The organism is Desulfovibrio sp. 86, assembly GCF_902702915.1.
Classification (GTDB): Bacteria; Desulfobacterota; Desulfovibrionia; order Desulfovibrionales; family Desulfovibrionaceae; genus Desulfovibrio.
In genome coordinates, this window is sequence record NZ_LR738849.1 from 2,950,965 (window position 1) to 2,972,631 (window position 21,667).

Here is a 21,667-nt window from a genome sequence, read left to right on the forward strand (position 1 = left end):
CATAAGTGTTTGCGCAAGTTGCTCGCGCAGCGGTTTTCGTCCTTGAGCCGCTGGATCAGGCTGTCGTGCCAAAAACAATAGGATCAGGCAGGGCTGCCCCAGCCGGAAACAATGATGAGCATGCCGGCAAGAGCCACTGCGCCGCCCAGCATGTCTGTTGTTGAAAGGGACACTTTGTCAACAAATTTGAGCCATGAAAGGGCCGTGGCGACATACACGCAGCCGTATGCCGCGTATACGCGCCCACTGGCCGCCGGATGCATGGTCAGCAGCCATGCGAACAGGGCAAGACTCAGCGCCGCCGGGACAAGCAGCCAGGGGGAACCACCCTTGCGCAGCCATACATAGGGCAGATAGCAGCCCACAATTTCAGCAATGGCCGTTACCACAAACAGAAAAAGTGTTTTCAGGATCATGTGTTTCTTTGCTGTGTTTTTGCGCGCTGCGCGGTTGGCGAGGCCCCTCGGCGGCAGCATGACAGAATGCGGGTCGGCGGTCGAGAGCCATAGCGGTGCCGCAGGCGCTACGCTGGCGTGCTGAAAAACCGGTTCCATGCGCAGTGCTCAAAACAATGAGGTATTCTCATAGGTATTTGTGCCGCTGGCGGGTGTAACGTGGCGCGTCTATTTTTTATGAGTGTGATGCTTGGAAACCCCTCCCCCACAAAGCCCTTTTCCCCACAAAGCCTTCCGAAATGCCATTGCCCCCGGGGCAGAAGCGCCAATCCCCCATGGCCCGAATCATGCGGGCCATGGGGGATTGATCCCTTGGCGGCGTCCCCAAAAGGTCGGGGCATTTCATCAGATTTTGGCAAAAAGCCTGGGTATCAGGCTTTGCGGATGCTAACCTTGTACTTGCGCAGGAAATCGGCGGGCAAATAGGTCATTTTGGCCTGGCGCAAGCCTTCTTCGTCCAGGTCCTGCGCACGGTTTATATAGGTGAATCCGGCTCCGGCACGGCGGGAGAACGTGCAGTTGATGGTCTGGTACACGCCCTTGAATCCGCTGAGACCTTTTTCATAGTGAACACCGAGGCTCTCGCCGTCGAGGTTTTCACCAACGCTGAAGGCCACCATCTTTCCATCCACATAAAGGGAGCCGCCCACAAGCCCGCTAAAGCAGTTCCAATGGCTCAGCACGCGGTTAATGGCCTCATTTTCGGCCATCAGCGACGGGGAGCCTTCGCATTCATGCCACTGGCACCAGTCGTCCTGCACGGCCAGCACGTCTTCCACCATGGCGTCGTCAAGGCTGCGGTAGTCTGGTTCGCCGTAGGTTTTGATATAGCTGTTATAGTGGTTGCGCTTTTTGTGAAAGCGGTTGCCCGGCAGTTCCGCCAGTTCTTCCTGCTTGTAGAGATACTCCCACTGTCCCCTGTCTTCTTCGGGGTCCACGAGGCCGGGCAGGTGTTCCTGCCATATGTGCAGAAGCTTTTCCGGCACGCGCACTATGGTATGGGCGGTTTCGTTGAAGGAGCAGGGCAGAAGGCTTTTCCAGTCCACGGCATTCCAGTCGCCCACAGGAGCCCAGCAGATCTGGTACGGGCGGGTCTGGCGAATCCAGCACAAATTATCGTCAAAGCACCATTCAAGACCGTAATAATCCTGCCAGCCCCAAAGGTTGGCCAGGGTATAGTCCAGCGAGCGCTGGGGGGTGCGCTGCCAGAGATCATAGTATGCCTGGCTGTCGTCCAGGCTTACGGGAAGAAAGTTTTTACTCACGATATTCTCCTTGAGGGAGGCAGTCTCGCTGCCGGGGAACCCTTTCGGGCGTCTTAGAGTAGATTACCTTTGAAATGCTTCACATTTCAAAGCTTTCATTCAGCCGAAAATCGCATTTTTGGCCGAATCCACGCCACGTTGTGGCGCGCTGTACGAGAGTGCAGCGTTAGAGCATGTACACTTTTTCAAGGTGTCAAAGCTCTAGGCCTGGTTGGGCTGGCGGCTGCGGATCATGACAAAGCGCATCCAGTCGCGACGAAGAACCACATAAAGCATGATGCTGGTTTGCAGGCACTGAGAGACAAGCATGGCCACAAAGACGCCAGAGGCCGTGCCCCACAGGATATGACCAAGCAGCCAGCCGAGGGGAAGGCGCACCAGCCAGAAGGTGCCGCCAAAAATCATCAGGTTGTACTTGGTTGCTCCAGCCCCGGTCATGACGCCGCCCATGACGGTGCTGGCGATGGAAAAGGGGGTGGAGAGCAGGTTATAGGTCAGGTAGTTGACAATCTGGGCCTGGGTGCCCGGCTCCTGCGACAGCAGCAGGGCGATATCCTGCCTGAAAGGCCAGAGCAGGGCGGCAATAAGGCTCATGCCAAGGGCTGAAACGGTCACCATGGTAAGGGCGACCTTTTTTGCTTCCTTGGGTTTGCCCGCGCCAAGACTGTTGCCCACAAGAACGGCCACGCTCATGTTGAAGGCCATACCGGGCAGAAATAACAGGGCTTCCACGCGCAGACCGGCGGTGAGCCCGGCCAGGGCATTGACGCTGTCAAAAGGCAGGGAGGCCACCAGCACGAAAAGGGTCAGGTACCCGGATTGCCAGACAATCTGCGCGGCCCCAGCGGGCAGCGCCACCTTGAACAGATAGGGCAGCCCTGCCTTGAGCCAGCGCAGCGTGGGCAGGGTGCGGCGTTGCAGATAGCCGGAATTCATGAGCAGGGCGCAGTTGCATATGGCTCCGAGGCACTGTGAACCCACAGTGGCCCATGCCAGGCCCATATAGCCCCAGTTGGGCAGGCCAAACCAGCCCAGACCAAAGCCAAGGCAGGCCAGCAGGTTGACGACGCAGACAATGGCCGCCACCCATAGGGGCGGGATGACCTGGCGCGTTGCGCGAAACATGACGCCCGTGGCCGCGTACACATACTGGGCGGGCAGCGCCAGCATGCCGACCTGCCAGAGCTCTTTTGTGAGGGGCTTGATGCTGTCCGGAACCATGAGCATGCCCAGAATGGCGTCGCCAAAATACCAGCCAAGCAGCGCCACCACAAAGCCCAGGACAAAACAGCCCAAAACGGTCGTGGCAACGTAGCGTTGCGCGCGCGCCACCTTAAGCGCGCCAAGAGACTGGCTGACGGCGGCGGTGGCGCCGCTAGAGATGGCCATGGCAACCACCATGAGCAGGATGCCGCACTGGTTGACCATGCCCAGGGCGGCCTGAACCTCGGCGCTGATCTGTCCCGCGACCCACACGGCCACAAGGCCCATGAAGAACACAAGGTACATCATGAGCATTTGGGGCCATGTGAGGCGCCATACGGCACGGGGAGAAGTGCTCAGATCCGGTGTGGGCCGACTCTGAGGAGCGGACAGACCGCGTTGTTCAATCACGGCAGAATCGCAGTTCCGTCACGGCAGTCCGTTACGAAGTTATATGTGGTCAGAGTACCTTACGAATGAAATGAATCAATCGTCTGCAAGGACTTGCGTGCAAATTCTTGCCCCTAGAACAGATTAACTATGAAATGCTTCACATTTCAAAGTTTTCATTCAGCCGAAAAATGTGATGTGCGGCTGAATCCACGCCACGTTGTGGCGCGCTGCACTTTCGTGCAGCCTTAGAGCATTTGCACTTTTTCAAAGTTGAAATGCTCTAAATAGTCGTAGGCGAGCTTTGCCCGCCGTAACACGACTATTTCAAGTGTAAAATGCTCTATTCGAGGCCCTCAAGGCAAAGGGCCAGGTCTTCAAGAGATTCGCGCCGCCTGATGAGCCTTGCCGTGCCGTCGCTCTTTATGAGCACTTCGGCCGGGCGCTGACGCTGGTTGTAATTGGAACTCATAGTAAAACCATATGCGCCCGCGTCAAGTATGCCAAGCACATCTCCCTCACATATTTCCGGAAGTTCGCGATCCTTGGCAAGGATGTCGCCGCTTTCGCAAATATTGCCCACAACGGTCTGCACCATGTTTTTGCGTGGAGTTCCGCCGGGTTCGCCGTAGATTTCAACGTCGTGGAAGGAATCGTACATGGCGGGGCGCACCAGAACGTTGAAGCCCAGGTCAGTGCCCACATAGCGCTTGTCGCCGTTGTTTTTTACGGCGTGCACGCTGCCAAGCAGCACGCTGCATTCGGCGGCCACATAGCGGCCCGGTTCAACAAGAAAGCGCCCGGCATAGCCGGTTTTTTCGGCCCAGTTGCTGATGAGGGCGTGCAGGCGGCTGCCAAGTTCCGCCATGTCCAGGCGGGCCTGCCCCTCGTACTTGTGGTAGGGGATGCCGAAACCGCCGCCGAAGTCGATGACTTCAAGCGTGTCCAGTGCGCCCTTGGGCAGTTGTTCGGCTAGATGCAGCAGCACTTCTGCGGCATTGAGGTAGCCTTCGGCCTCCATAAAGAGGGAGCCTATATGCTGGTTGACGCCCGCCAGGGTCATGTCGTGCTTTTTCAGCAGGGCAAAGACCTCGTCCATCTGGCCGGGGTTGACGCCGAACTTCGTCTCCTTGCCGGCGGTCACGACCTTGGCGTGGTGGCCTGCGCCGATGCCGGGATTAAAGCGCACCATAACCTTGCCGCCCTTGTTGATGGCGCCGAGGTCGTCCAGTTGGGAGAGCGAGTCCACGCTGACAAGCAGATTGTGCCCAAGGGCGTTTTGCAGCTCTCGGCGCGAATTGTTGTTGGAAATATACAGGATCTGTTCGGGTTTGAAGCCTGCAAGCTGATCCATGTACAGTTCGCCGGGGCTCATGGCATCCACCACCAGGCCTTCTTCACGCACCATGCGCAGCAGCGCGGGGTTGGCGTTGGCCTTGATGGAATAGTTGACGCCAAAGCCCGGATGGCTCGAAAGCCCCATGAGATCGCGGCACCGCTGGCGCAGCACGTCCTCATTATACACATAGAGCGGAGTGCCGAAGGTTTCTGCCAGTTCGCGCGGTGTGTGGCGGCCGTAAAAGTGTTGATTATCAGTATAACTGGAGCGAATGTCGGACATAGATACCTCTGGGATGCCTCAAAAATTTCTGTTGCTGCCCGCGCCCGGGCAGTAGATCACCTCTGGGGGGTAATTTACAATTATCCCGGTCATGGTGTGCACTGTCAAGCCTTGGCCCGGCGCAGGAGCGCCCGTGCGCACTGGCGCATTGACATAAAAAGCCTGTCGTGTTTTGGTTCTTTTTTTGATAACGGGCGCTTTTCATGCGCTTGTGCCGCAGGACAGCGCATATGGAACCTTGCGGCAGGGCACCCGCCAATCGCCCACAGACCACCATTTGGAGTAGTTATGCCTATCAAGAAAGGCGACACGGTGCGCGCGCACTATACGGGAACCCTGGAAGACGGCACAGTGTTTGACTCTTCGCGCGAACGCGACCCCCTGGAATTCGTCATGGGCAAAGGCATGCTCATTCCCGGCTTTGAGTCTGCCGTGGAAGGACGCGAAGCCGGTGAGACCGTCACCGTGACCATCGCCCCGGCCGAAGCCTATGGCGAAGCCGACCCGGAACTGGTGTTCACCGTGGCCCGCGGCCAGGTGCCGGATCACATCCCCCTCAATGTGGGCGTGCCCCTGCAACTGTCCAATGAACAGGGCCAGATGGATGTGACCATTACTGAAGTGACCGCCGATGAAGTGACCCTTGACGCCAACCATCCCTTGGCGGGCAAGGCTCTCACGTTTGAAATCGAGATCGTCGGCGTCAACTAGAGCAGGCATCAGGCCGGCGGGCGACAGTCTGCCGGCCTTTTTCAAGGCATTGCGCCATGTGGCTGTCCGGAATTATTGCGGCCCGGCCCATATCGGCGGAAGAGTTTCAGAACGATTTTTTTTGATGCGTCAGCCCCTTTTTCGACGCGAGGTTGTATATGAGCAGCAAAACCGCCAGACACAATGCCATTCAGGCCATCACCACCTACAAGCCTGAAGCGGCCCCTCTCAATTTCGCCGATACCAGGCCCACAGACATTTTTGGCTGCAATGTTTTCAATGACCGCGTCATGCGCGAGCGTTTGCCCAAGAGCGTGTACCGCTCCCTGCGCAAGACCATTGAGTTCGGCCAGCGCATGGACCCTTCCATCGCCGACACCGTGGCCGCGGTCATGAAGGATTGGGCCATTGAAAAAGGGGCCACCCACTTTACCCATATTTTCTACCCGCTCACCGGGCAGACCGCCGAAAAGCACGACAGCTTTCTCATGCCCGACGGTTCTGGCGGCGTGATTGCCGAATTTTCCGGCTCCATGCTCATTCGAGGCGAACCCGACGCCTCTTCCTTTCCGTCCGGCGGCCTGCGCTCGACGTTCGAAGCGCGCGGCTACACGGCGTGGGATGTGACCAGCCCGGCCTATATTATGGAAAACCCCAACGGCACCTTTTTGTGCATCCCCACCATGTTCCTTTCGTGGACGGGCGTGGCTCTGGACAAAAAAACGCCGCTGCTGCGCTCCAGTCAGGCGCTCAACCGCGAAGCCAAGCGCGTGCTGCGTCTTTTCGGGCAGGAAACGGAACTGCCGGTGGTGGCGTATGCCGGGCTTGAGCAGGAATATTTCGCCATTGACCACAACTTCAATTTTGCCCGGCCCGACATACAGATAGCCGGTCGCACCCTTTTTGGCGCGCGTCCGGCCAAGGGGCAGGAATTCAGCGACCAGTACTTCGGCGTCATTCCCCAGCGGGTGCTTTCCTATATGATGGAAGTGGAGCGCGAGCTTTACAAGTTGGGCGTGCCCGTGCGCTGCCGCCACAATGAAGTGGCCCCCAGCCAGTACGAAATCGCGCCCCTGTACGAGGTCAGCAATCTGGCCGTGGACCACAACCACATCATCATGTCCACCCTGCGCAACGTGGCCAAGCGCTACGGGCTCAAGTGCCTGCTGCACGAAAAGCCCTTTGCCGGGGTCAACGGTTCGGGCAAGCATGTCAACTATTCCATCGGCAACGCGGATCTCGGCTCGCTCTTTGATCCCGGTGAAACGCCGCACGCCAACGCCAAGTTTCTGGTGTTCTGCGCGGCCATGATCCGTGGCGTGCACAAGTTCGGCGGCCTGCTGCGCGCCACCGTGGCCAGCGCCAGCAATGACCACCGCCTGGGTGCCAATGAAGCCCCCCCGGCCATCATGTCCATCTTCCTCGGCGACATGCTCACCGAAGTGTTTGAGGCTTTTCGCGCCGGACGCATCGACGATGCCGCCAACGGCAAAAAGCGCGGGGCGCTCAACATCGGCGTGGACACTTTGCCTCCGCTGCCCGCCGACCCCGGCGACCGCAACCGCACAAGCCCCGTGGCCTTTACCGGCAACCGTTTTGAGTTCCGCGCCCTTGGATCCAGCCAGTCTGCGGCGGGTTCCATCACGGCGCTCAACGTCATCATGACGGATTCGCTGGGCTTTGCCGCCGACTGGCTTGAAAAGGAAATGGGTGAGGGCAGAAGCTTCACCGAAGCTCTGGAATCCTTCATCAGCCATGTCATTGAGGAGCACAGCGCCGTCATTTTCAACGGCGACGGGTACTCCGAAATCTGGCACAAAGAGGCTGTACGGCGTGGCCTGCCCAACCTGCGCACCACCCCTGAAGCGCTGCCCGTGTTTGTCAGCCCCGAAGTGGTGGAAGTTTATGAAAAGGCGGGCGTGCTCAACAGGTCGGAACTGCGGGCACGGCAGGACATCTATGTGGAGCAGTACTGCAAGACCGTGCGCACAGAGGCCAACCTGATTATCCGCATGGCCCGCACAATCATATTCCCTGCCGCCATGCGCTATCAGGGCGAGCTTGCGAGCACCGCCGCCAGTATGCGCTCTCTGGGGCTGGAAGCCAAAACCATCACCCTTGAAGAGGTGACTGATCAGCTTCGCCAGATGCAGGCCGCCATCGCAGCGCTTGAGAACGTGCTGGCCGAGGCTGACGCCCTGGGCGTGGGTTTTGAGGCCGCCCGCCACTATTGCAGCGAAGTGCTGCCGCACATGGCCAGGGTGCGGAAGCACGCGGACATGCTGGAAACCCGCGTGGCGGACGATCTGTGGGCCCTGCCCAATTATCAGGAAATCCTGTTCGGCAAGTAGGCGTTTTGACGGGCGGTATTGAACCCGCCTGCGGTTTCCGCATAAAGGCGGCATGTTTCTGTTGACAGCAGGCGGGGACATGTGTAGGTTCACAAAAAAGTAAAGGACTCAGGTATTCGCATGAACTCTTTCCCCAACACCATTTCTTGCAGCTATCAGGGCTGGTGGTGGCGCAATCAACTGCGTGGGGGAGACGTGCGGGCTAACTAGTTCCGATACGTTGGCATAGCTGTATTCAGGCGCCGTCTCCCCACAGGAGACGGCGCTTTTTTTGTATGTTTAAAACCCAAAGGATGCGGCAGATGAAAGAGAACGGTGACAAGTTGCACTCGATTACGCTGCGCCAGTCTGCCCGCTGGTTGCCAGCGGATATGGATACGCCCATCAGCCTGTTTATGGGCATGGTGGGCGCGGGCAATGGCATTTTGCTGGAAAGCGCCGAAGTTGACGGCCGTTGGGGCCGCTACAGTATCCTTGCCTGCGACCCGGCCCTCTTTATCTTCTGCCGCGAGGGCAAGCTGGTTGTGGACGTGAAGGATCAGAGGCTGGCCTCCCTCGCCGCCTTTGAAGGACGCCCCTTTGTGGAGGGGCTGCGGGAACTTATGGGCAGCCTTGAAATTGCGCCGCCGGAAAACATAGCCGGTCTGCCGCCCATAACCCGCGCCCTGTACGGCTACCTTGGCTTCGGCATGGCGGGGCTGTTCAATCCCACCCTGGCCAGCATCATGCCCGAAAACGAGGCCGACTGCATACTCATGCTGCCTGCAACGGTGCTGGTCTTTGACCATCTGTACAACCGTCTCTGCCAGGTGAGCCTTGGCGAGCACCGCGCCCTGCAAAGCGCCCGACAGTCTCTGGAGCCGCGCGCCGCCAGGGGTTCCGGGCCGGACATCGACCCGGACAAGGTGTGCGCCGAACCCGGCGAAGAGGGCTATAAGGACTTCGTGCGCAGGATCAAGGAGATGCTGCGCCAGGGGGAAGCCATCCAGGTGGTGCCCTCGGTGCGGTTCTCCACGCCCTTCATGGGCAATCCCTTTGAGCTTTACAGGCGCATGCGCCGTTTCAACGCTTCGCCCTACATGTTCTACATGTCTTTTCCCGAACTGACGCTTTTCGGCTCTTCGCCCGAGGTTATGGTGCGCTGCACTGCGGGTTGCCTGCAGCTTTCGCCCATAGCCGGCACACGCAAGCGCGGAGCCGACGATTTGGAAGACGCCCGCCTGGCGGCCGAGCTTCGCGACGACCCCAAGGAGCGCGCGGAGCATGTCATGCTGGTGGATCTGGGCCGCAACGACCTTGGCCGCGTGGCCCGGCCCGGCACGGTGAATCTGGAGCGCTACATGGAAGTGGAGCGGTACTCCCACGTCATGCACCTCACGAGCCGGGTTTCGGCTCGTCTGGATGCGGGGCTGGACGCCCTGGACGTGCTGGCGGCCACCTTTCCGGCGGGCACGGTTTCCGGCGCGCCCAAGATCCGCGCCATGCAGATCATCCGCGAGCTTGAAGGACGCAGCCGTGGCCCCTACGCGGGCTGCATCGGCTGGCTGGGACTCGACAAGGACAGCGTGAATCTGGACATGGGCATCACCATCCGCAGTATGTGGCTGCGCGACAACAGGCTTTTCTGGCAGGCGGGCGGGGGCATCGTCCACGACTCGGACCCGGATATGGAATGGAAAGAAGTGTGCAATAAATCAGCCATTATGCGCCTGGCCCTGCGTGCGGAGGACGAAGAAAATGTTCTTGCTCATAGATAACTACGATTCCTTCACCTACAATCTTGTGCAGGCGTTCTACGCCCTTGGGCACAAGCCTGTGGTGCTGCACAATGACGACCCGGCTGTGCTGGAAATGGCCGCCAACCCGGAACTTGCCATGGTCTGCATCTCTCCGGGGCCGGGGCATCCTGCCAATGCGGGTTTTTGCCCCGAATTCCTCAAACGCCTGAGCCCCAAGATTCCCGTGCTGGGCGTGTGCCTGGGGCATCAGCTGCTCGGCCTGCACGCCGGGGCGCGGGTAGAGGTCGGCCCCTGCATCATGCACGGCAAACAGTCGGAAATCGTGCACGACGGTATGGGCCTGTTCTCGGGCCTGCCCAACCCCATGCGGGTGGGGCGTTACCATTCGCTGGTGGTGCGGGCCGATGAGGACGCTGAAAATCCCCGCTTCACGGTGACGGCTCGCGGCCCGGAAGGCGAAGTCATGGCCCTGCGCTACAATGACCGCCCCTGGGTGGGGGTTCAGTTCCATCCCGAATCGGTGCTCACGCCCGACGGCCTGCGGCTGCTGGGCAACTTCCCCCAGTCCGTCATGGGCGCGGGGAGCGACGCCAGCGACTTTGCGACCATTCTGGACACGCTGGCCCGTGGAGAAGACCTCAGTGCGGAGATGGCGGCAGCCGGTTTTGCCGCGCTTATGGACGGAAAAATGAGTCCGGCCCAGGCGGGCAGCTTTCTCATCGGGCTTCGCATGAAGGGCGAAAGCGCCCTTGAGCTGGCCCACGCCACCCGCGCCGCCCTGGCCAGGGCCGTGCGCGTGGACGGCATCTCCGGCACGACCATTGACGTGGTGGGCACCGGCGGCGACGGGCGCAACTCTTTCAACTGCTCCACGGCCACGTCCCTCGTCCTGGCAGGGATGGGGTACAGGGTTGTGAAGCACGGCGGGCGCGCCGTTTCTTCCAAATGCGGCAGCGCCGACGCTCTGGAGGCTTTGGGCATCGCTCTGGACAACAATCCGGCCTCTGTGGCCGAAATGGTCAAACGGCGCAACTTCGCCTTTTTATTCGCGCCGTATTTTCATCCGTCCTTCGCCAACATCGGCCCTGTGCGCAAGGAACTCGGCGTGCGTACGCTTTTCAACATCCTCGGCCCCATGATCAACCCGGCCCGCCCCAGCCACCTGCTCATGGGGGTGGCCCGCCCGGAACTGGTGAACCTTGTGGCCGAAACCCTCCTTCAGTCGCCGCTTTACCGGGCCGCCGTGGTCTGCGGCGCTGGCAACTATGATGAAATAACGCCCATTGGCCCTGCCCAGATGGCCGTGCTGCACGCGGGCGCCATGACGCAGATGACCCTTGACCCTGCGGACTTCGGCATCGAACCCTGCTCGGTGGAAGACCTTTCGGTCAACGGCAAGGACGAGGCCGTTGCTGTGCTCAAGGACATTCTGGACGGCAATGGGCCACGCGCCATGATGGACATGGTCACGCTCAATGTGGGCCTGGCCATCTACCTTCTGGAAGAAAATATGGACATGGCCCTGTGCATGGCCCGTGCCCGCGAAGCCGTGAGCGGCGGTTTCGGCAGGAAGGTGCTGCATGCTGCTTGAGCGCTTTCGCACGGCCAAACAGGCGGAGGTGGACGCCCTGCGCCTGCTGGCGGACCATGGCGGCATGCCCGCGCCTCTTGAGGGGCCGCGGCCGGATTTTCTGGCGGCTCTGCGCGGCGCGTCCGGCTCCCCTGTTGTCATTGAGGGCCGTCCCCTAACGGTTGTGGCGGAATACAAAAGAGCCTCGCCCTCGCGCGGCATTATCTGCGAAAGCCTTGAGGTGGAAGAGGTGGCGCGCCAGTATGCTGCGGCAGGGGCCGCCTGCCTCTCCATCCTGACGGAAGCCGCGCATTTTCGCGGTTGTCTGGAGTATCTGGAGCGGGCGGCGGAGGCTGGTCTGTACGCGGGTGCGCGGCCGCCCCTGCTGCGCAAGGATTTCATCTTTGATCCCTTGCAGGTGGCAGCCACGGCGGCTACCCCGGCATCGGCCCTTCTGCTTATTGTGCGGCTTACGCCGGACGTAAACACGTTGCGAGCCCTGCGTGAACAGGCTGAAAGCCACGGCATGCAGGCAGTGGTCGAGGTTTTTGACCGTGATGACCTGCGGATCGCGCGTGAGAGCGGGGCGCGCATCATACAGGTCAACGCCCGCGATCTGGAAACACTGAAGACAGACAGGGGTGCAGCTCTTAATCTGGCCCACGCCTGCCCCCCGCAGAAAGGCGAAACCTGGATAGCCGCCAGCGGCATCGGCAGGGGCGAACATCTGCTGGCAGCCGCGCAGGCTGGCTTCCACGCCGCTCTTGTGGGCAGTTCCCTTATGGAGGGAGCGCAGCCGGGTCGCGCGTTGTCGAATCTGCTGGAAGAAGCGGTGAACGGCGCGCGCGCCCTTGGCGAAAGCCGGGAAAAGCCGGGGGAGGGCGGCGGTCATGCTCATTAAGGTCTGCGGTCTCACCCGCCAGCAGGATCTGGATATGGCGTCCTCACTGGGAGCGGGCATGTGCGGCTTCATCTTTCACGCCCCAAGCCCACGGAACGTGACCCCCGCCCATGTGGCATCCCTTGAAAGCGGAACAATGCTGCGCGTGGGCGTTTTTGTGAACCAGAACGCGGACGAGATCTGCCGCATAATGGCTGAGGCGCGGCTGGACATGGCCCAGTTGCACGGCAGGCAGGATGTGGACTGCGCCAGAACCGTGGGAGTGCAAAGGGTCATACGGGTCATCTGGCCCGGCCGTTACTGCCACAGGGCGCTGCTCTACAATGAGCTGCAAAAACATGCCGGGGCCTGCGCCTGCTATCTGCTTGACGCCGGTCTCACTGGGGGTGGCAGCGGAACCCGCCTGGACTGGCAGGATCTGAGCCATCTGCCTGCCCCGCATCCCTGGCTGTTGGCAGGGGGCTTAAGTGCGGATACTGTGGGACAGGCCCTACGTCTCTGCTCACCTGACGGCATTGATTTGAATTCTGGCGTTGAAGATGCGCCTGGCCTGAAAAATGCGCAAAAGCTGGCAGCCGCTCTTGGGGTTGCCTCCAAACAGAAAGGCAATGGGTATTTGTCATGAAAAACAGATATTTTGGCGAGTTCGGCGGCTGCTTTGTGCCTGAGCTGCTCATGCCGCCGCTTATGGAAGTGGAAGCGGCCATGCACAGCATCTATCCCACCGAGGCCTTTCAGGCCGAGTTGCAGGATCTGCTGCACAATTATGCCGGACGTGAAACCCCTCTGACCCATTGCCCCACGCTGTCGCGTGAACTGGGCTTTGACCTCTGGCTCAAGCGGGAAGATCTGCTGCACACGGGTGCGCACAAGGTGAACAATACGCTGGGTCAGGCGCTGCTTGCCAAACATATGGGCAAGACGGCCCTTGTGGCCGAAACCGGCGCGGGGCAGCACGGCGTGGCCACGGCCGCCGCCGCCGCCCGTCTGGGACTGGAATGCACGGTCTACATGGGCGCTGAAGACGTGGAGCGTCAGTCCCCCAACGTCATGCGCATGAAGCTTCTGGGCGCTACCGTCAACCCTGTTGAGAGCGGAACCCGCACCCTCAAGGACGCCATTAACGAAGCCCTGCGCGCATGGATCAGCAGCCAGGAAACCACCCATTACTGTTTCGGCACGGCAGCCGGGCCGCATCCCTTCCCCTTGCTGGTGCGTGAACTGCAAAGCGTCATTGGCCGCGAAACCCGCGCCCAGATGCTTGAAAAAACCGGCAAGCTGCCAGACGCCGTTGTGGCCTGCGTCGGCGGCGGCTCCAACGCCATAGGCATGTTCCATCCCTTCCTTGAGGATGCGAGCGTGCGCATTATCGGCGTGGAGGCGGCAGGCACCGGCGAGCCGGGCTGCTTCAACTCCGCCCCCCTCAACCTGGGCGCGCCTGGCGTGCTGCATGGCGCGTACAGCATGCTTTTGCAAAACAATGACGGTCAGGTGGAACCTTCGCATTCCATTTCCGCCGGTCTGGACTATCCCGGCGTGGGCCCCGAGCATTCCTGGCTGCACAAGACCGGCCGTGCACAGTACGGCATGGTCAAGGACGGCAACGCCCTGACCGCGTTCCAGCGCCTGTGCCGCGCCGAGGGCATCCTGCCCGCTCTGGAGTCTTCCCATGCGCTGGCATGGGTGTTTGACCATCCGCAGGAATTCAAACCGGGGCAGCAGGTGGTGGTCAATCTTTCAGGCCGGGGAGACAAAGACCTTGGCATCATCAACAAGGCCCTGGGTTTTGCCCAGGGGCAGGGCGAGGTGTAGTCATGAACCTGCTTGAAGAAAAAATTCGTAAGGCCACTGCCGCAGGGCGTCCGGCTCTGATCCCTTTTCTTACCGCCGGTTTCCCCAATCAGACGGACTTTTGGCCCACGCTGATGGAACTGGACGAAAACGGCGCGGACATCATTGAAATTGGCGTGCCTTTTTCCGACCCGGTGGCTGACGGCCCCGTGGTTGAAGAAGCCTCACGCCGCGCCCTGAGCGACGGCGTAAACCTGCGCGGCATCCTGATGGATCTCATACAGCGCAAGGGCCTCATTCAAGCTGGCGTGGTGCTGATGGGCTATCTTAATCCCTTCTTGCAGTACGGCTATGAAAAGCTGGCGCATGACGCGGCCAGGGGAGGCGTTCACGGATTCATCGTGCCGGATCTGCCCCACGAGGAGGCAGAGCCGCTGCGCAACGCCCTGAAAAAAGAGGGCATAGCGCTTATCCCCCTGGTTGGCCCCAACACCAGCGCCGAACGCATGGCCCTGTATGCGGCCGAAGGCGAGGGCTATGTCTATGTGGTCTCGGTTATGGGCATTACCGGCGAGCGCGGCAATGTGGCCCCAAAGGTTGCGGAAACCATGCGCCGGGCGCGCTCTGTCTTCAAACTGCCTCTTGCCCTGGGCTTCGGCCTGCGTGAACCGGCGCAGCTGGAAGATTTGCCAGACGACGCCCGGCCCGATGCCGTGGTTTTTGGCAGCGCCTTGCTCAAACACCTTGACGAAGGCAAGAGCGCCGAAGAGTTCATGGCCCGCTGGAAGTAACACGCGGCTTATGGGTAGAGCGATTACGCTGTGAAAGGCTTTGTGAAGGTGGGAAAAAGGCTTTATGGGGGAGGGACCCTTTTGTACAAGGCTCTCCTCCCCCATGCCCCACCCCCTAAAACTTTTATTGTAGTTGAGTGTATTACGACGAGGTTTCTGATCTGGAGCAGTTGACGACTGGAATAAGTTAGCTGCGCCACGACATGCGAATGGGCAGGCAAAAACCTGCCCATTCGTATGTCACGTATAGAATGCTCTAAAGCGGTTTTTTGGCGCTTGTATTTTTGGAAAGGCCACATGCCGATCCGCGTTTTCTTTACCATAAAAGCCCTCTTCACGTTGAAGGGGGTTTTTATGGTTAAAATAGTATATAATATAGGTATGTTATTAGTTAAATAAAATTTGTTTTTAAAATGTTGGAGAAAAAGGAGAAATGAGCTTGACATTGAAATTGAATTTCAATTACAAATAGGTCAACGCGATTCACCCCCTAACGGCGCTTACCGCTTTGGCGGGCCCGACATAGCAAGGAGCAGGACATGTGCGTAACACTTATAGGCGGCATGGACAGGTTGCAAAAGGACTACATAGCCGCAGCCAAGGAAAATGGGCATTCCCTCAAGTGCATCAGCCGCAATGAGCGGAACTTCGTTGACAAGATCGGCAACCCTGACGCCCTGATCGTTTTTACCAACAAGGTTTCTCACGAAGCCAAGCGCAAGGCCGTGCAGGTTGCGCGTTCACGCAACATACCCCTGCAAATGGTGCACTCTTGCGGTGTCTCCTCCCTGCGCGAATGTCTGCGTGACGCCTAGGCAGAGGTGATTTCAGAGTCTGACTGTATCACCCACGAGAGGAGAGTCCTCATGGCTCCAGTGAATCGCCCGACTGTAGAAGCAAGCTTCGCAGTCGGGCGAATGTTTTATGAATGGTAAAAATATTCTTATGTTTTGGCCAGATAGGTGACGAACGAGCAAAAAAAATTTCTGGCCGCTTGACTTTTTCGCGGCAACCATTTAAACCCGCTAGGACTTTGGAATTCATTTTCATTTTTTTCCGGGGGAACCCAGACGTCATTCAATGGCGGTGGCGGGCGTGCGCAGGACAGAAATGGTGCCCGCCCAGGGACTGTCACAATCAGAAGCTCCAGGACGGCTAGTATGAGCAATTTTTCCGGCATGATCATGCTTAGTGATCTGCATGGTTTTTTTTGCGTCTTTAGCGGAGCGGGAGGGCACTTGCATGAGTGAGACGAAAGATTTGGATAATGGCGTGGGAGAGCACGGTCAGCATACGCATGGGCACCACGGTCACGAGCAGCATGGGCACCATGGCCATGCCTTGCGCATTGCCCTGGCTGGCAACCCCAACTGCGGCAAGACCACTGTGTTCAACGGCTATACCGGCGCTCGCCAGCATGTGGGCAACTATCCCGGCGTTACCGTTGATAAAAAAGAAGGGCACATTAATGTCAATGGCACGCGCGTCATCGTGGTGGACTTGCCCGGCACCTACTCCCTGACTGCCTATTCGCAGGAAGAGCTCGTGGCCCGGCAGGAACTTGCCAGTGACAACGTGCAGGCGGTCATCAACGTGGTCGATGCCTCGGCCCTTGAGCGTAACCTGCTTCTCACCGTGCAGATGCTTGAAATGGGCACTCCTGTGGTGCTGTCCTGCAACATGATGGACGAAGCGCGCAATTCGGGCGTGCATATCGCCATGGATCGCCTGAGCGCGCTTCTTGGCATCCCCGTGCTGCCCATGGTGGCCCGCACCGGTGAAGGCCTCAAGGAAGCCATGGAAGCCGCCGTTGAATTGAGCGGCAAGGGCAAGCGCGAGCCCATGCGCATTTCTTACGGCGCTGAGCTTGACGAAGCTCTGCTTGAGATGGAAAAGCGCATTGTGGCCACCAACCTGCTCACGGACCGCTACCTGCCAAGCTGGGTAGCCCTCAAGCTGCTGGAAGGCGATGACGTCATTTTGAACGAGGTACGCAAGGCCGACCCCAAAACCGCTGCCGAACTTGAAGGCATGCGCAAAAAAATCGCCGACCATACGCGCGTTACCCTCAACGCCAGTCTTGAGTCCCTCATCACAGACCACCGCTATGGCTATATCCGCAGCATCCTGCGGGACGGCGTTTTTCAGCAGGATCCCGGCAAGGATCGCCTGGCCCTTTCCGACAAGCTGGACAAGGTGCTCACCAACGCGCTGTTTGGCCCGCTGCTCATGATTGGCGTGCTGTACCTCATGTTCTACGTCACCTTTAAGGTGGGCGACTACCCCAAGGGCTGGGTTGAAGACGGCTTTGCCTGGCTTGGTGGATTTTTGGGCGACGTGATGGCTGACGGTCTTGCCAAATCCTTGGTCGTGGACGGCGTTATTGCCGGTGTGGGCGGCGTAATCAGCTTTGTGCCGCTGATCCTCATCATGTTTGTCCTCATTTCCTTTATGGAAGACAGCGGCTACATGGCCCGCGTGGCCTACATGATGGACCGCATTTTCCGCTTCTTCGGCCTGCACGGCGCTTCGGTCATGCCCTACATCATTTCCGGCGGCATTGCTGGTGGTTGCGCCATCCCCGGAGCCATGGCCACCCGTACACTGCGCAGTCCCAAGGAAAAACTGGCGACCCTGCTGACCCTGCCCTACATGGCCTGCGGCGCCAAACTGCCGGTCTTTCTGATGCTGGCTGGCGCCTTCTTCGCTGATGATGCGCCCACAGTCATGTTCCTCATCATGCTTGTGGGCTGGGTCATGGCCCTGCTGGTGGCGCGCCTGCTGCGTTCTTCCATCGTCAAGGGCGAAGCGACGCCCTTTGTTATGGAACTGCCGCCGTACCGCATGCCCACACTGTTCAGCCTGTTGCTGCACTGCTGGGAACGCGCCTGGATGTACCTCAAAAAGGCCGGTACCATACTGGTGGCCATTTCCATCATCATCTGGGCGGGCATGACCTTCCCCAAAATGCCCGAAGATATGGCCGCGCCCTTTGAGCAGAAGATCGAGCAGCTTGAAGCCCAGATCGCCGCCTTCCCCGAAGGCGCTGAAGAGCGTACCGCCCTTGAGGAAGAGCTGACCGGCGTGCGCGACGAACAAGGTGAAGAAGAGCTGGCTTACTCCATTGCCGGACGCCTGGGCAAGGCTATCGAGCCTGCCACCATGCCCGTGGGCTTTGACTGGCGTACCGACATTGCCCTGCTGGCAGGCGTTGCCGCCAAGGAAGCCATTGTGTCCACCCTTGGCACGGCCTACGCCATTGGCGCGCAGGATCCCGAAGACGCCGCTCCCCTGGCCGAACGCCTGAAGAGCGACAGCAACTGGTCAAAGGCCACGGCGCTTTCCCTCATGCTGTTCGTGCTTATGTATTCTCCCTGCTTTGTGGCGCTCGTGGTCATCAAGCAGGAAGCGGGCAGCTGGGGTTGGCTGATTTTCAGCATGGTCTTCAATACGGCTGTAGCCTATGTGGTCGCCCTGGTGGCCTACCAGGTGGGCCGTTCCGTCTGGGGGGGATAATAGGGGATAATATGTTGCCTGCCTGCCGCGCCAGGGCCGTTTGAGCCTTTTGCACGGCATGGGCCCCGGGGCGTAACCCGCTCCGCCCGAAGGCAAATGCCCTCGTAACAGAGTGTCAGTCTTTCCATATATGCCCGTGCCGCGCCTTGACAAAAGGCTTGCGGCACGGGCATTGTTTTTGGGTTATCGGTACCTGTATAACAGGCTTTCGGTTTTGGAATTTTGGGCAGAGTACCCTTGGGGTAGACATCCTCAAGGGCTGAAGCGGTTTTATCTTTAAAAAATTCTATTTTCGTTAGAATCAAAGCCATGTTACGGTGTGCTGCACTTTCGTGCAGTAGTAGAGCATGTGACCTTTTTCAAAGGTAAAATGCCCAAACGACCAGGCTGCGTTTGCGGCTTTGGCGGCTTGTCTGTCCATGCGGCGATGGGCATAACGTGCACGTATTCAAGACGCGCACCGGGGGTTGTATGCTGATCCGGATTTTTTGTCTCTGTCTGACCATCTGCCTTGCCTTGGCAAGCCTTCCGGCCCTTGCCTGGGACGCCAGGGTTGTCCGTGTGGAGGATGGCAACACCATTTCCGTCAGCAAGACCGGCAAAAGCGATGACGCCGAGGTGGTGCTGCGGTTTTATGGCATAGAGGCCCCGACCCTGAACCAGCCCTTCGGGGCGGAAGCTCGTCAACGCCTTGCCGAGATCATGCCGCGAGGCACAAGGGTAACGGTGGAACCCGTGGGCGAGAGCGAGTCGGGCACCATAAGCGCGCTTATTCAGGTTGGGGGCGCATCTGTTAACTATCAGCTGGTGATGGAAGGGCTGGCCTGGATTGACAGACAAAATTGCAGGGCTATCTTTTGCCGCCGCTGGATGATACAGGAACACCAGGCTGTTGTAGAGAAGCGGGGCGTGTGGGGCCTGAAAATAGGCACTCCGCCCTGGCAGTGGGGCAGATAAAACAACCGGAGCAGATATGAATGTCACGGGTTCGCAGGAATTGCGGGAATTTCTTGATGGCTGGAAAATCGACCCCCAGAATGCCAAGGCGGCTTTTACAGCCTATATGGACTTTCTGGCCGCGCACAGCGGCATGAGTTTTACCTTCAAGGCCAGACCCGGCGTGAGCTACTCGTTGCGCGCCCGGCACGCCGCCCAGACCAAACGTGAACTCTTTGTGCTGCTTGACGTGGTGGACGATGAGCCGGATAATCGCTGGCTGTCTGTCTGCTTTTACAACAACATGGTCACGGACGCTGAAGACAAGGGCGACTTTGTGCCCGATGGCCTGATGGACGAGGATGCCCGCTGCTTCAACCTTGAAAAAGACGACGCCCACATGCGTGACTACATTATGGCCCGTCTGGCCGAAGCAGCACGCAACGCCGATAAAAACGTGGAGTAACATGCTCGCTGTACATGCCGCGCCCTGCGTGGCCATAGATTTTGAAACCTCCGGGTACGCGGCCCACAGCGCCTGTGCTGTGGGCCTTGCCCGTATTGAGGACGGGAGCGTTGTGGACCGGCTTTACAGCCTCATACGCCCGCCGTCTTCCCGGGTCATGTTTACGGAAATCCACGGGCTCACCTGGCCCATGCTCAAAGACGCGCCCACCTTCGCCGAAGTCTGGCCTCAAATGAAAGCCTTCATGGACGGGGCCGACGCGTTGCTGGCGCACAACGCCTCTTTTGACAGGCGCGTGTTGCAGGCCTGCTGCCGCGAGGCCGGGGCCGAAACTCCCAGATACCATTTTTTGTGTACGCTCAAGGGCGCGCGGCGCAGCCTGCCCCTGCCTTCCAAGAAGCTCAACCATGTCTGCGAGCATTTCGGCATTGCCCTTGACCACCACAACGCCGAATCTGACGCTGCGGCCTGCGCAGAGGTCTATCTGCGTTTGCGGGCTATGGGCGTCACCGACGGCCAGATGCGCCTGTAAGATGCGCCTGTAGACAATGCCGCCGCAGAACCTCGCAACGCATTGACCCAAGTTCCGCTGCCCCGAAGTGCCCGCCAGGGTATGCCGGGACCTGAAAACCTCTGGCCCGTCCTCGTCAACAAAATGGCGATGTCCGGGCCAGAGGTTTTTATTTTTTTGTAATTTTTCAAATAATACTCTGTTTTTATTAATATAAATAAAAATGGAACAGGTTTTGCTTGCGCCTTGTCAGCAATCCATAAGGACTGCGGGAGGCATCATGAAAAGTTTGTTCAGCAGTCAGGTCGGCCTGGTCGGCACGGTCATGAACATGCAGCTTCAAAGGCAGAATGTCATTGCCGGCAACTTGTCCAACATTGACACCCCCAACTACAAGCCGCGTGAACTGAGCTTTGAAAAAGAGCTTCAGACCGCTCTCGGGCAGAATATGGAAGGGCAGATGAGCCGTACCAGCGAGGAGCACATTCCCTCGACCTTTGATCCTGCATCCTTCAGGCCCGAGTGGTCGGAGGCTTTCAAGCCCAGACTTATTCACGGTGAAGACCGCGTGAACCTTGATAAGGAAATGGCCAAGCACGCCAAGAACCAGTTACAGTTTACGGCCCTGGCCCAAGTTCTGACAAAAACGTTTGAAGGCGTGAATAACGTCATACAGGACGGCAAGCAGGCCTAGAGCGATTTCTCTAGCGATGCTGTCGCCATCCGTAAGGCTTCTTCGTCGCCTAACGGCTGCCGCTTGAAATTGCTCTAGCGGATGCGGGAGCAGACGCCCGCAGCGGAGGCGTAAGCGCAGTTTATCTGCGCGGTTAAACGCCGGAGCGAGCGTCTAGTAAGCATTGAGAATAGATATTCTCAATGCGAAAATGCTCTAAGAAGCGCCGTCCGGTTGACGGGCAGAGCTTCCTCGGTTCGTCGTGCAGCAAACGCAGGGCAGGGTTGGGCGGTCTTCAGGGATTTTTGAGCATCAGGAGGACGTCATGGATTTCATGACAGCATTTGACATAAGCGCATCGGGCCTTGCGGCCGACCGTACGCGCATCAATACCATTTCAATGAACCTGGCCAATGCCAAGACCACGCGCACGCCCCTGGGCGGTCCTTACCGCAGGCGTACCGTTGTGCAGCAGACGGCTGATGTGGACGATCCCTTTTCCGTCCACATGCAGTCGGCCCTCGACCGCTCGGTCAAGGGGGTGCGCGTCATGGCCGTGACGATGGACAACCGCCCCTTCAAGCGCGTGTATGAGCCGGGCAACCCCGACGCCAATGCCGAGGGGTACGTGATGTACCCCGACATCAACGTGGTGGAGGAAATGGCCAACCTCATGACGGCCCAGCGCAATTATGAAGCCAACGTCACCACAGTGGACGCCGTCAAGGGCATGTACGTCAAGGCTCTTGAAATCGGGAAATAACACCGGGCATCCGT

General features: G+C 59.0%; 19 protein-coding genes. 15 read left to right on the top strand and 4 right to left on the bottom strand.

Annotated features, from left to right (window positions below):
• Window positions 1-83 precede the first annotated feature (83 nt).
• The 4 genes from DESU86_RS12120 to lysA all read right to left on the bottom strand — a co-directional run bounded on the left by DESU86_RS12120 (window position 84) and on the right by lysA (window position 4,934).
• The gene (locus DESU86_RS12120) at window positions 84-416 is read right to left on the bottom strand and encodes a YnfA family protein (RefSeq protein WP_197957561.1); all 333 of its coding nucleotides are present in this window, start codon (window positions 414-416) and stop codon (window positions 84-86) included.
• 410 nt (window positions 417-826) lie between these two features.
• A complete protein-coding gene (locus tag DESU86_RS12125; RefSeq protein WP_179981276.1) occupies window positions 827-1,720 on the bottom strand; it encodes a DUF2156 domain-containing protein in 894 nt (297 codons plus the stop codon).
• A 201-nt stretch (window positions 1,721-1,921) separates the two neighbouring features.
• Window positions 1,922-3,334: an MATE family efflux transporter gene (locus DESU86_RS12130; RefSeq protein WP_232088360.1), complete on the bottom strand. Its 1,413-nt coding sequence runs from the start codon at window positions 3,332-3,334 to the stop codon at window positions 1,922-1,924.
• 322 nt (window positions 3,335-3,656) lie between these two features.
• Window positions 3,657-4,934: a diaminopimelate decarboxylase gene (lysA, locus tag DESU86_RS12135; RefSeq protein WP_179981277.1), complete on the bottom strand. Its 1,278-nt coding sequence runs from the start codon at window positions 4,932-4,934 to the stop codon at window positions 3,657-3,659.
• 288 nt (window positions 4,935-5,222) lie between these two features.
• Here lysA and DESU86_RS12140 point away from each other — a divergent pair, with 288 nt between their 5' ends.
• The 15 genes from DESU86_RS12140 to flgC all read left to right on the top strand — a co-directional run bounded on the left by DESU86_RS12140 (window position 5,223) and on the right by flgC (window position 21,653).
• Window positions 5,223-5,645 (top strand): FKBP-type peptidyl-prolyl cis-trans isomerase, encoded by a 423-nt coding sequence (locus DESU86_RS12140; protein ID WP_179981278.1) that lies wholly within the window; start codon window positions 5,223-5,225, stop codon window positions 5,643-5,645.
• 158 nt (window positions 5,646-5,803) lie between these two features.
• The gene (locus DESU86_RS12145) at window positions 5,804-7,996 is read left to right on the top strand and encodes a glutamine synthetase III family protein (RefSeq protein ID WP_179981279.1); all 2,193 of its coding nucleotides are present in this window, start codon (window positions 5,804-5,806) and stop codon (window positions 7,994-7,996) included.
• A gap of 302 nt (window positions 7,997-8,298) precedes the next feature.
• Window positions 8,299-9,753 carry an anthranilate synthase component I family protein gene (locus DESU86_RS12150; protein WP_179981280.1) on the top strand — a complete coding sequence of 485 codons (1,455 nt, stop codon included), beginning with the start codon at window positions 8,299-8,301 and terminating at the stop codon, window positions 9,751-9,753.
• Entirely contained in the window at window positions 9,734-11,326 is a 1,593-nt protein-coding gene (gene trpD / locus DESU86_RS12155) for an anthranilate phosphoribosyltransferase (protein WP_179981281.1), read from the top strand. Before DESU86_RS12150 ends, trpD begins: the two co-directional genes overlap by 20 nt.
• Window positions 11,316-12,206 (top strand): indole-3-glycerol-phosphate synthase, encoded by an 891-nt coding sequence (locus DESU86_RS12160; protein WP_179981282.1) that lies wholly within the window; start codon window positions 11,316-11,318, stop codon window positions 12,204-12,206. The genes trpD and DESU86_RS12160 overlap by 11 nt, the downstream gene beginning before the upstream one ends.
• Window positions 12,196-12,831 (top strand): phosphoribosylanthranilate isomerase, encoded by a 636-nt coding sequence (locus DESU86_RS12165; protein WP_179981283.1) that lies wholly within the window; start codon window positions 12,196-12,198, stop codon window positions 12,829-12,831. The genes DESU86_RS12160 and DESU86_RS12165 overlap by 11 nt, the downstream gene beginning before the upstream one ends.
• Complete coding sequence (trpB, locus tag DESU86_RS12170) at window positions 12,828-14,018, top strand: tryptophan synthase subunit beta (RefSeq protein WP_179981284.1); 1,191 nt, start codon at window positions 12,828-12,830, stop codon at window positions 14,016-14,018. Before DESU86_RS12165 ends, trpB begins: the two co-directional genes overlap by 4 nt.
• Window positions 14,019-14,020: 2 nt before the next feature.
• Window positions 14,021-14,788: a tryptophan synthase subunit alpha gene (gene trpA / locus DESU86_RS12175; RefSeq protein WP_179981285.1), complete on the top strand. Its 768-nt coding sequence runs from the start codon at window positions 14,021-14,023 to the stop codon at window positions 14,786-14,788.
• A gap of 539 nt (window positions 14,789-15,327) precedes the next feature.
• Entirely contained in the window at window positions 15,328-15,603 is a 276-nt protein-coding gene (locus DESU86_RS12180) for a DUF2325 domain-containing protein (protein ID WP_179981286.1), read from the top strand.
• A 427-nt stretch (window positions 15,604-16,030) separates the two neighbouring features.
• On the top strand, window positions 16,031-18,304 hold the full coding sequence (feoB, locus tag DESU86_RS12185) for a ferrous iron transport protein B (protein ID WP_179981287.1): 2,274 nt from the start codon (window positions 16,031-16,033) through the stop codon (window positions 18,302-18,304).
• 471 nt (window positions 18,305-18,775) lie between these two features.
• A complete protein-coding gene (locus DESU86_RS12190) occupies window positions 18,776-19,261 on the top strand; it encodes a thermonuclease family protein (protein ID WP_179981288.1) in 486 nt (161 codons plus the stop codon).
• Window positions 19,262-19,277: 16 nt separating this feature from the next.
• Entirely contained in the window at window positions 19,278-19,706 is a 429-nt protein-coding gene (locus DESU86_RS12195) for a hypothetical protein (protein WP_179981289.1), read from the top strand.
• A 1-nt stretch (window position 19,707) separates the two neighbouring features.
• Window positions 19,708-20,238: a 3'-5' exonuclease gene (locus tag DESU86_RS12200; protein ID WP_179981290.1), complete on the top strand. Its 531-nt coding sequence runs from the start codon at window positions 19,708-19,710 to the stop codon at window positions 20,236-20,238.
• Between the two features lie 259 nt (window positions 20,239-20,497).
• The gene (gene flgB / locus DESU86_RS12205) at window positions 20,498-20,911 is read left to right on the top strand and encodes a flagellar basal body rod protein FlgB (RefSeq protein ID WP_179981291.1); all 414 of its coding nucleotides are present in this window, start codon (window positions 20,498-20,500) and stop codon (window positions 20,909-20,911) included.
• A gap of 304 nt (window positions 20,912-21,215) precedes the next feature.
• Window positions 21,216-21,653: a flagellar basal body rod protein FlgC gene (gene flgC, locus DESU86_RS12210; protein WP_179981292.1), complete on the top strand. Its 438-nt coding sequence runs from the start codon at window positions 21,216-21,218 to the stop codon at window positions 21,651-21,653.
• Window positions 21,654-21,667: the final 14 nt, after the last annotated feature.

Coding starts and splice junctions, on each gene's coding strand:
- DESU86_RS12120 (WP_197957561.1), bottom strand. CDS start 416: ATGATCCTGAAAACACTTTTTCTGTTTGTGGTAACGGCCATTGCTGAA.
- lysA (WP_179981277.1), bottom strand. CDS start 4,934: ATGTCCGACATTCGCTCCAGTTATACTGATAATCAACACTTTTACGGC.
- DESU86_RS12140 (WP_179981278.1), top strand. CDS start 5,223: ATGCCTATCAAGAAAGGCGACACGGTGCGCGCGCACTATACGGGAACC.
- DESU86_RS12145 (WP_179981279.1), top strand. CDS start 5,804: ATGAGCAGCAAAACCGCCAGACACAATGCCATTCAGGCCATCACCACC.
- DESU86_RS12150 (WP_179981280.1), top strand. CDS start 8,299: ATGAAAGAGAACGGTGACAAGTTGCACTCGATTACGCTGCGCCAGTCT.
- trpD (WP_179981281.1), top strand. CDS start 9,734: ATGTTCTTGCTCATAGATAACTACGATTCCTTCACCTACAATCTTGTG.
- DESU86_RS12160 (WP_179981282.1), top strand. CDS start 11,316: ATGCTGCTTGAGCGCTTTCGCACGGCCAAACAGGCGGAGGTGGACGCC.
- DESU86_RS12165 (WP_179981283.1), top strand. CDS start 12,196: ATGCTCATTAAGGTCTGCGGTCTCACCCGCCAGCAGGATCTGGATATG.
- trpB (WP_179981284.1), top strand. CDS start 12,828: ATGAAAAACAGATATTTTGGCGAGTTCGGCGGCTGCTTTGTGCCTGAG.
- trpA (WP_179981285.1), top strand. CDS start 14,021: ATGAACCTGCTTGAAGAAAAAATTCGTAAGGCCACTGCCGCAGGGCGT.
- DESU86_RS12180 (WP_179981286.1), top strand. CDS start 15,328: ATGTGCGTAACACTTATAGGCGGCATGGACAGGTTGCAAAAGGACTAC.
- feoB (WP_179981287.1), top strand. CDS start 16,031: ATGAGTGAGACGAAAGATTTGGATAATGGCGTGGGAGAGCACGGTCAG.
- DESU86_RS12190 (WP_179981288.1), top strand. CDS start 18,776: ATGCTGATCCGGATTTTTTGTCTCTGTCTGACCATCTGCCTTGCCTTG.
- DESU86_RS12195 (WP_179981289.1), top strand. CDS start 19,278: ATGAATGTCACGGGTTCGCAGGAATTGCGGGAATTTCTTGATGGCTGG.
- DESU86_RS12200 (WP_179981290.1), top strand. CDS start 19,708: ATGCTCGCTGTACATGCCGCGCCCTGCGTGGCCATAGATTTTGAAACC.
- flgB (WP_179981291.1), top strand. CDS start 20,498: ATGAAAAGTTTGTTCAGCAGTCAGGTCGGCCTGGTCGGCACGGTCATG.
- flgC (WP_179981292.1), top strand. CDS start 21,216: ATGGATTTCATGACAGCATTTGACATAAGCGCATCGGGCCTTGCGGCC.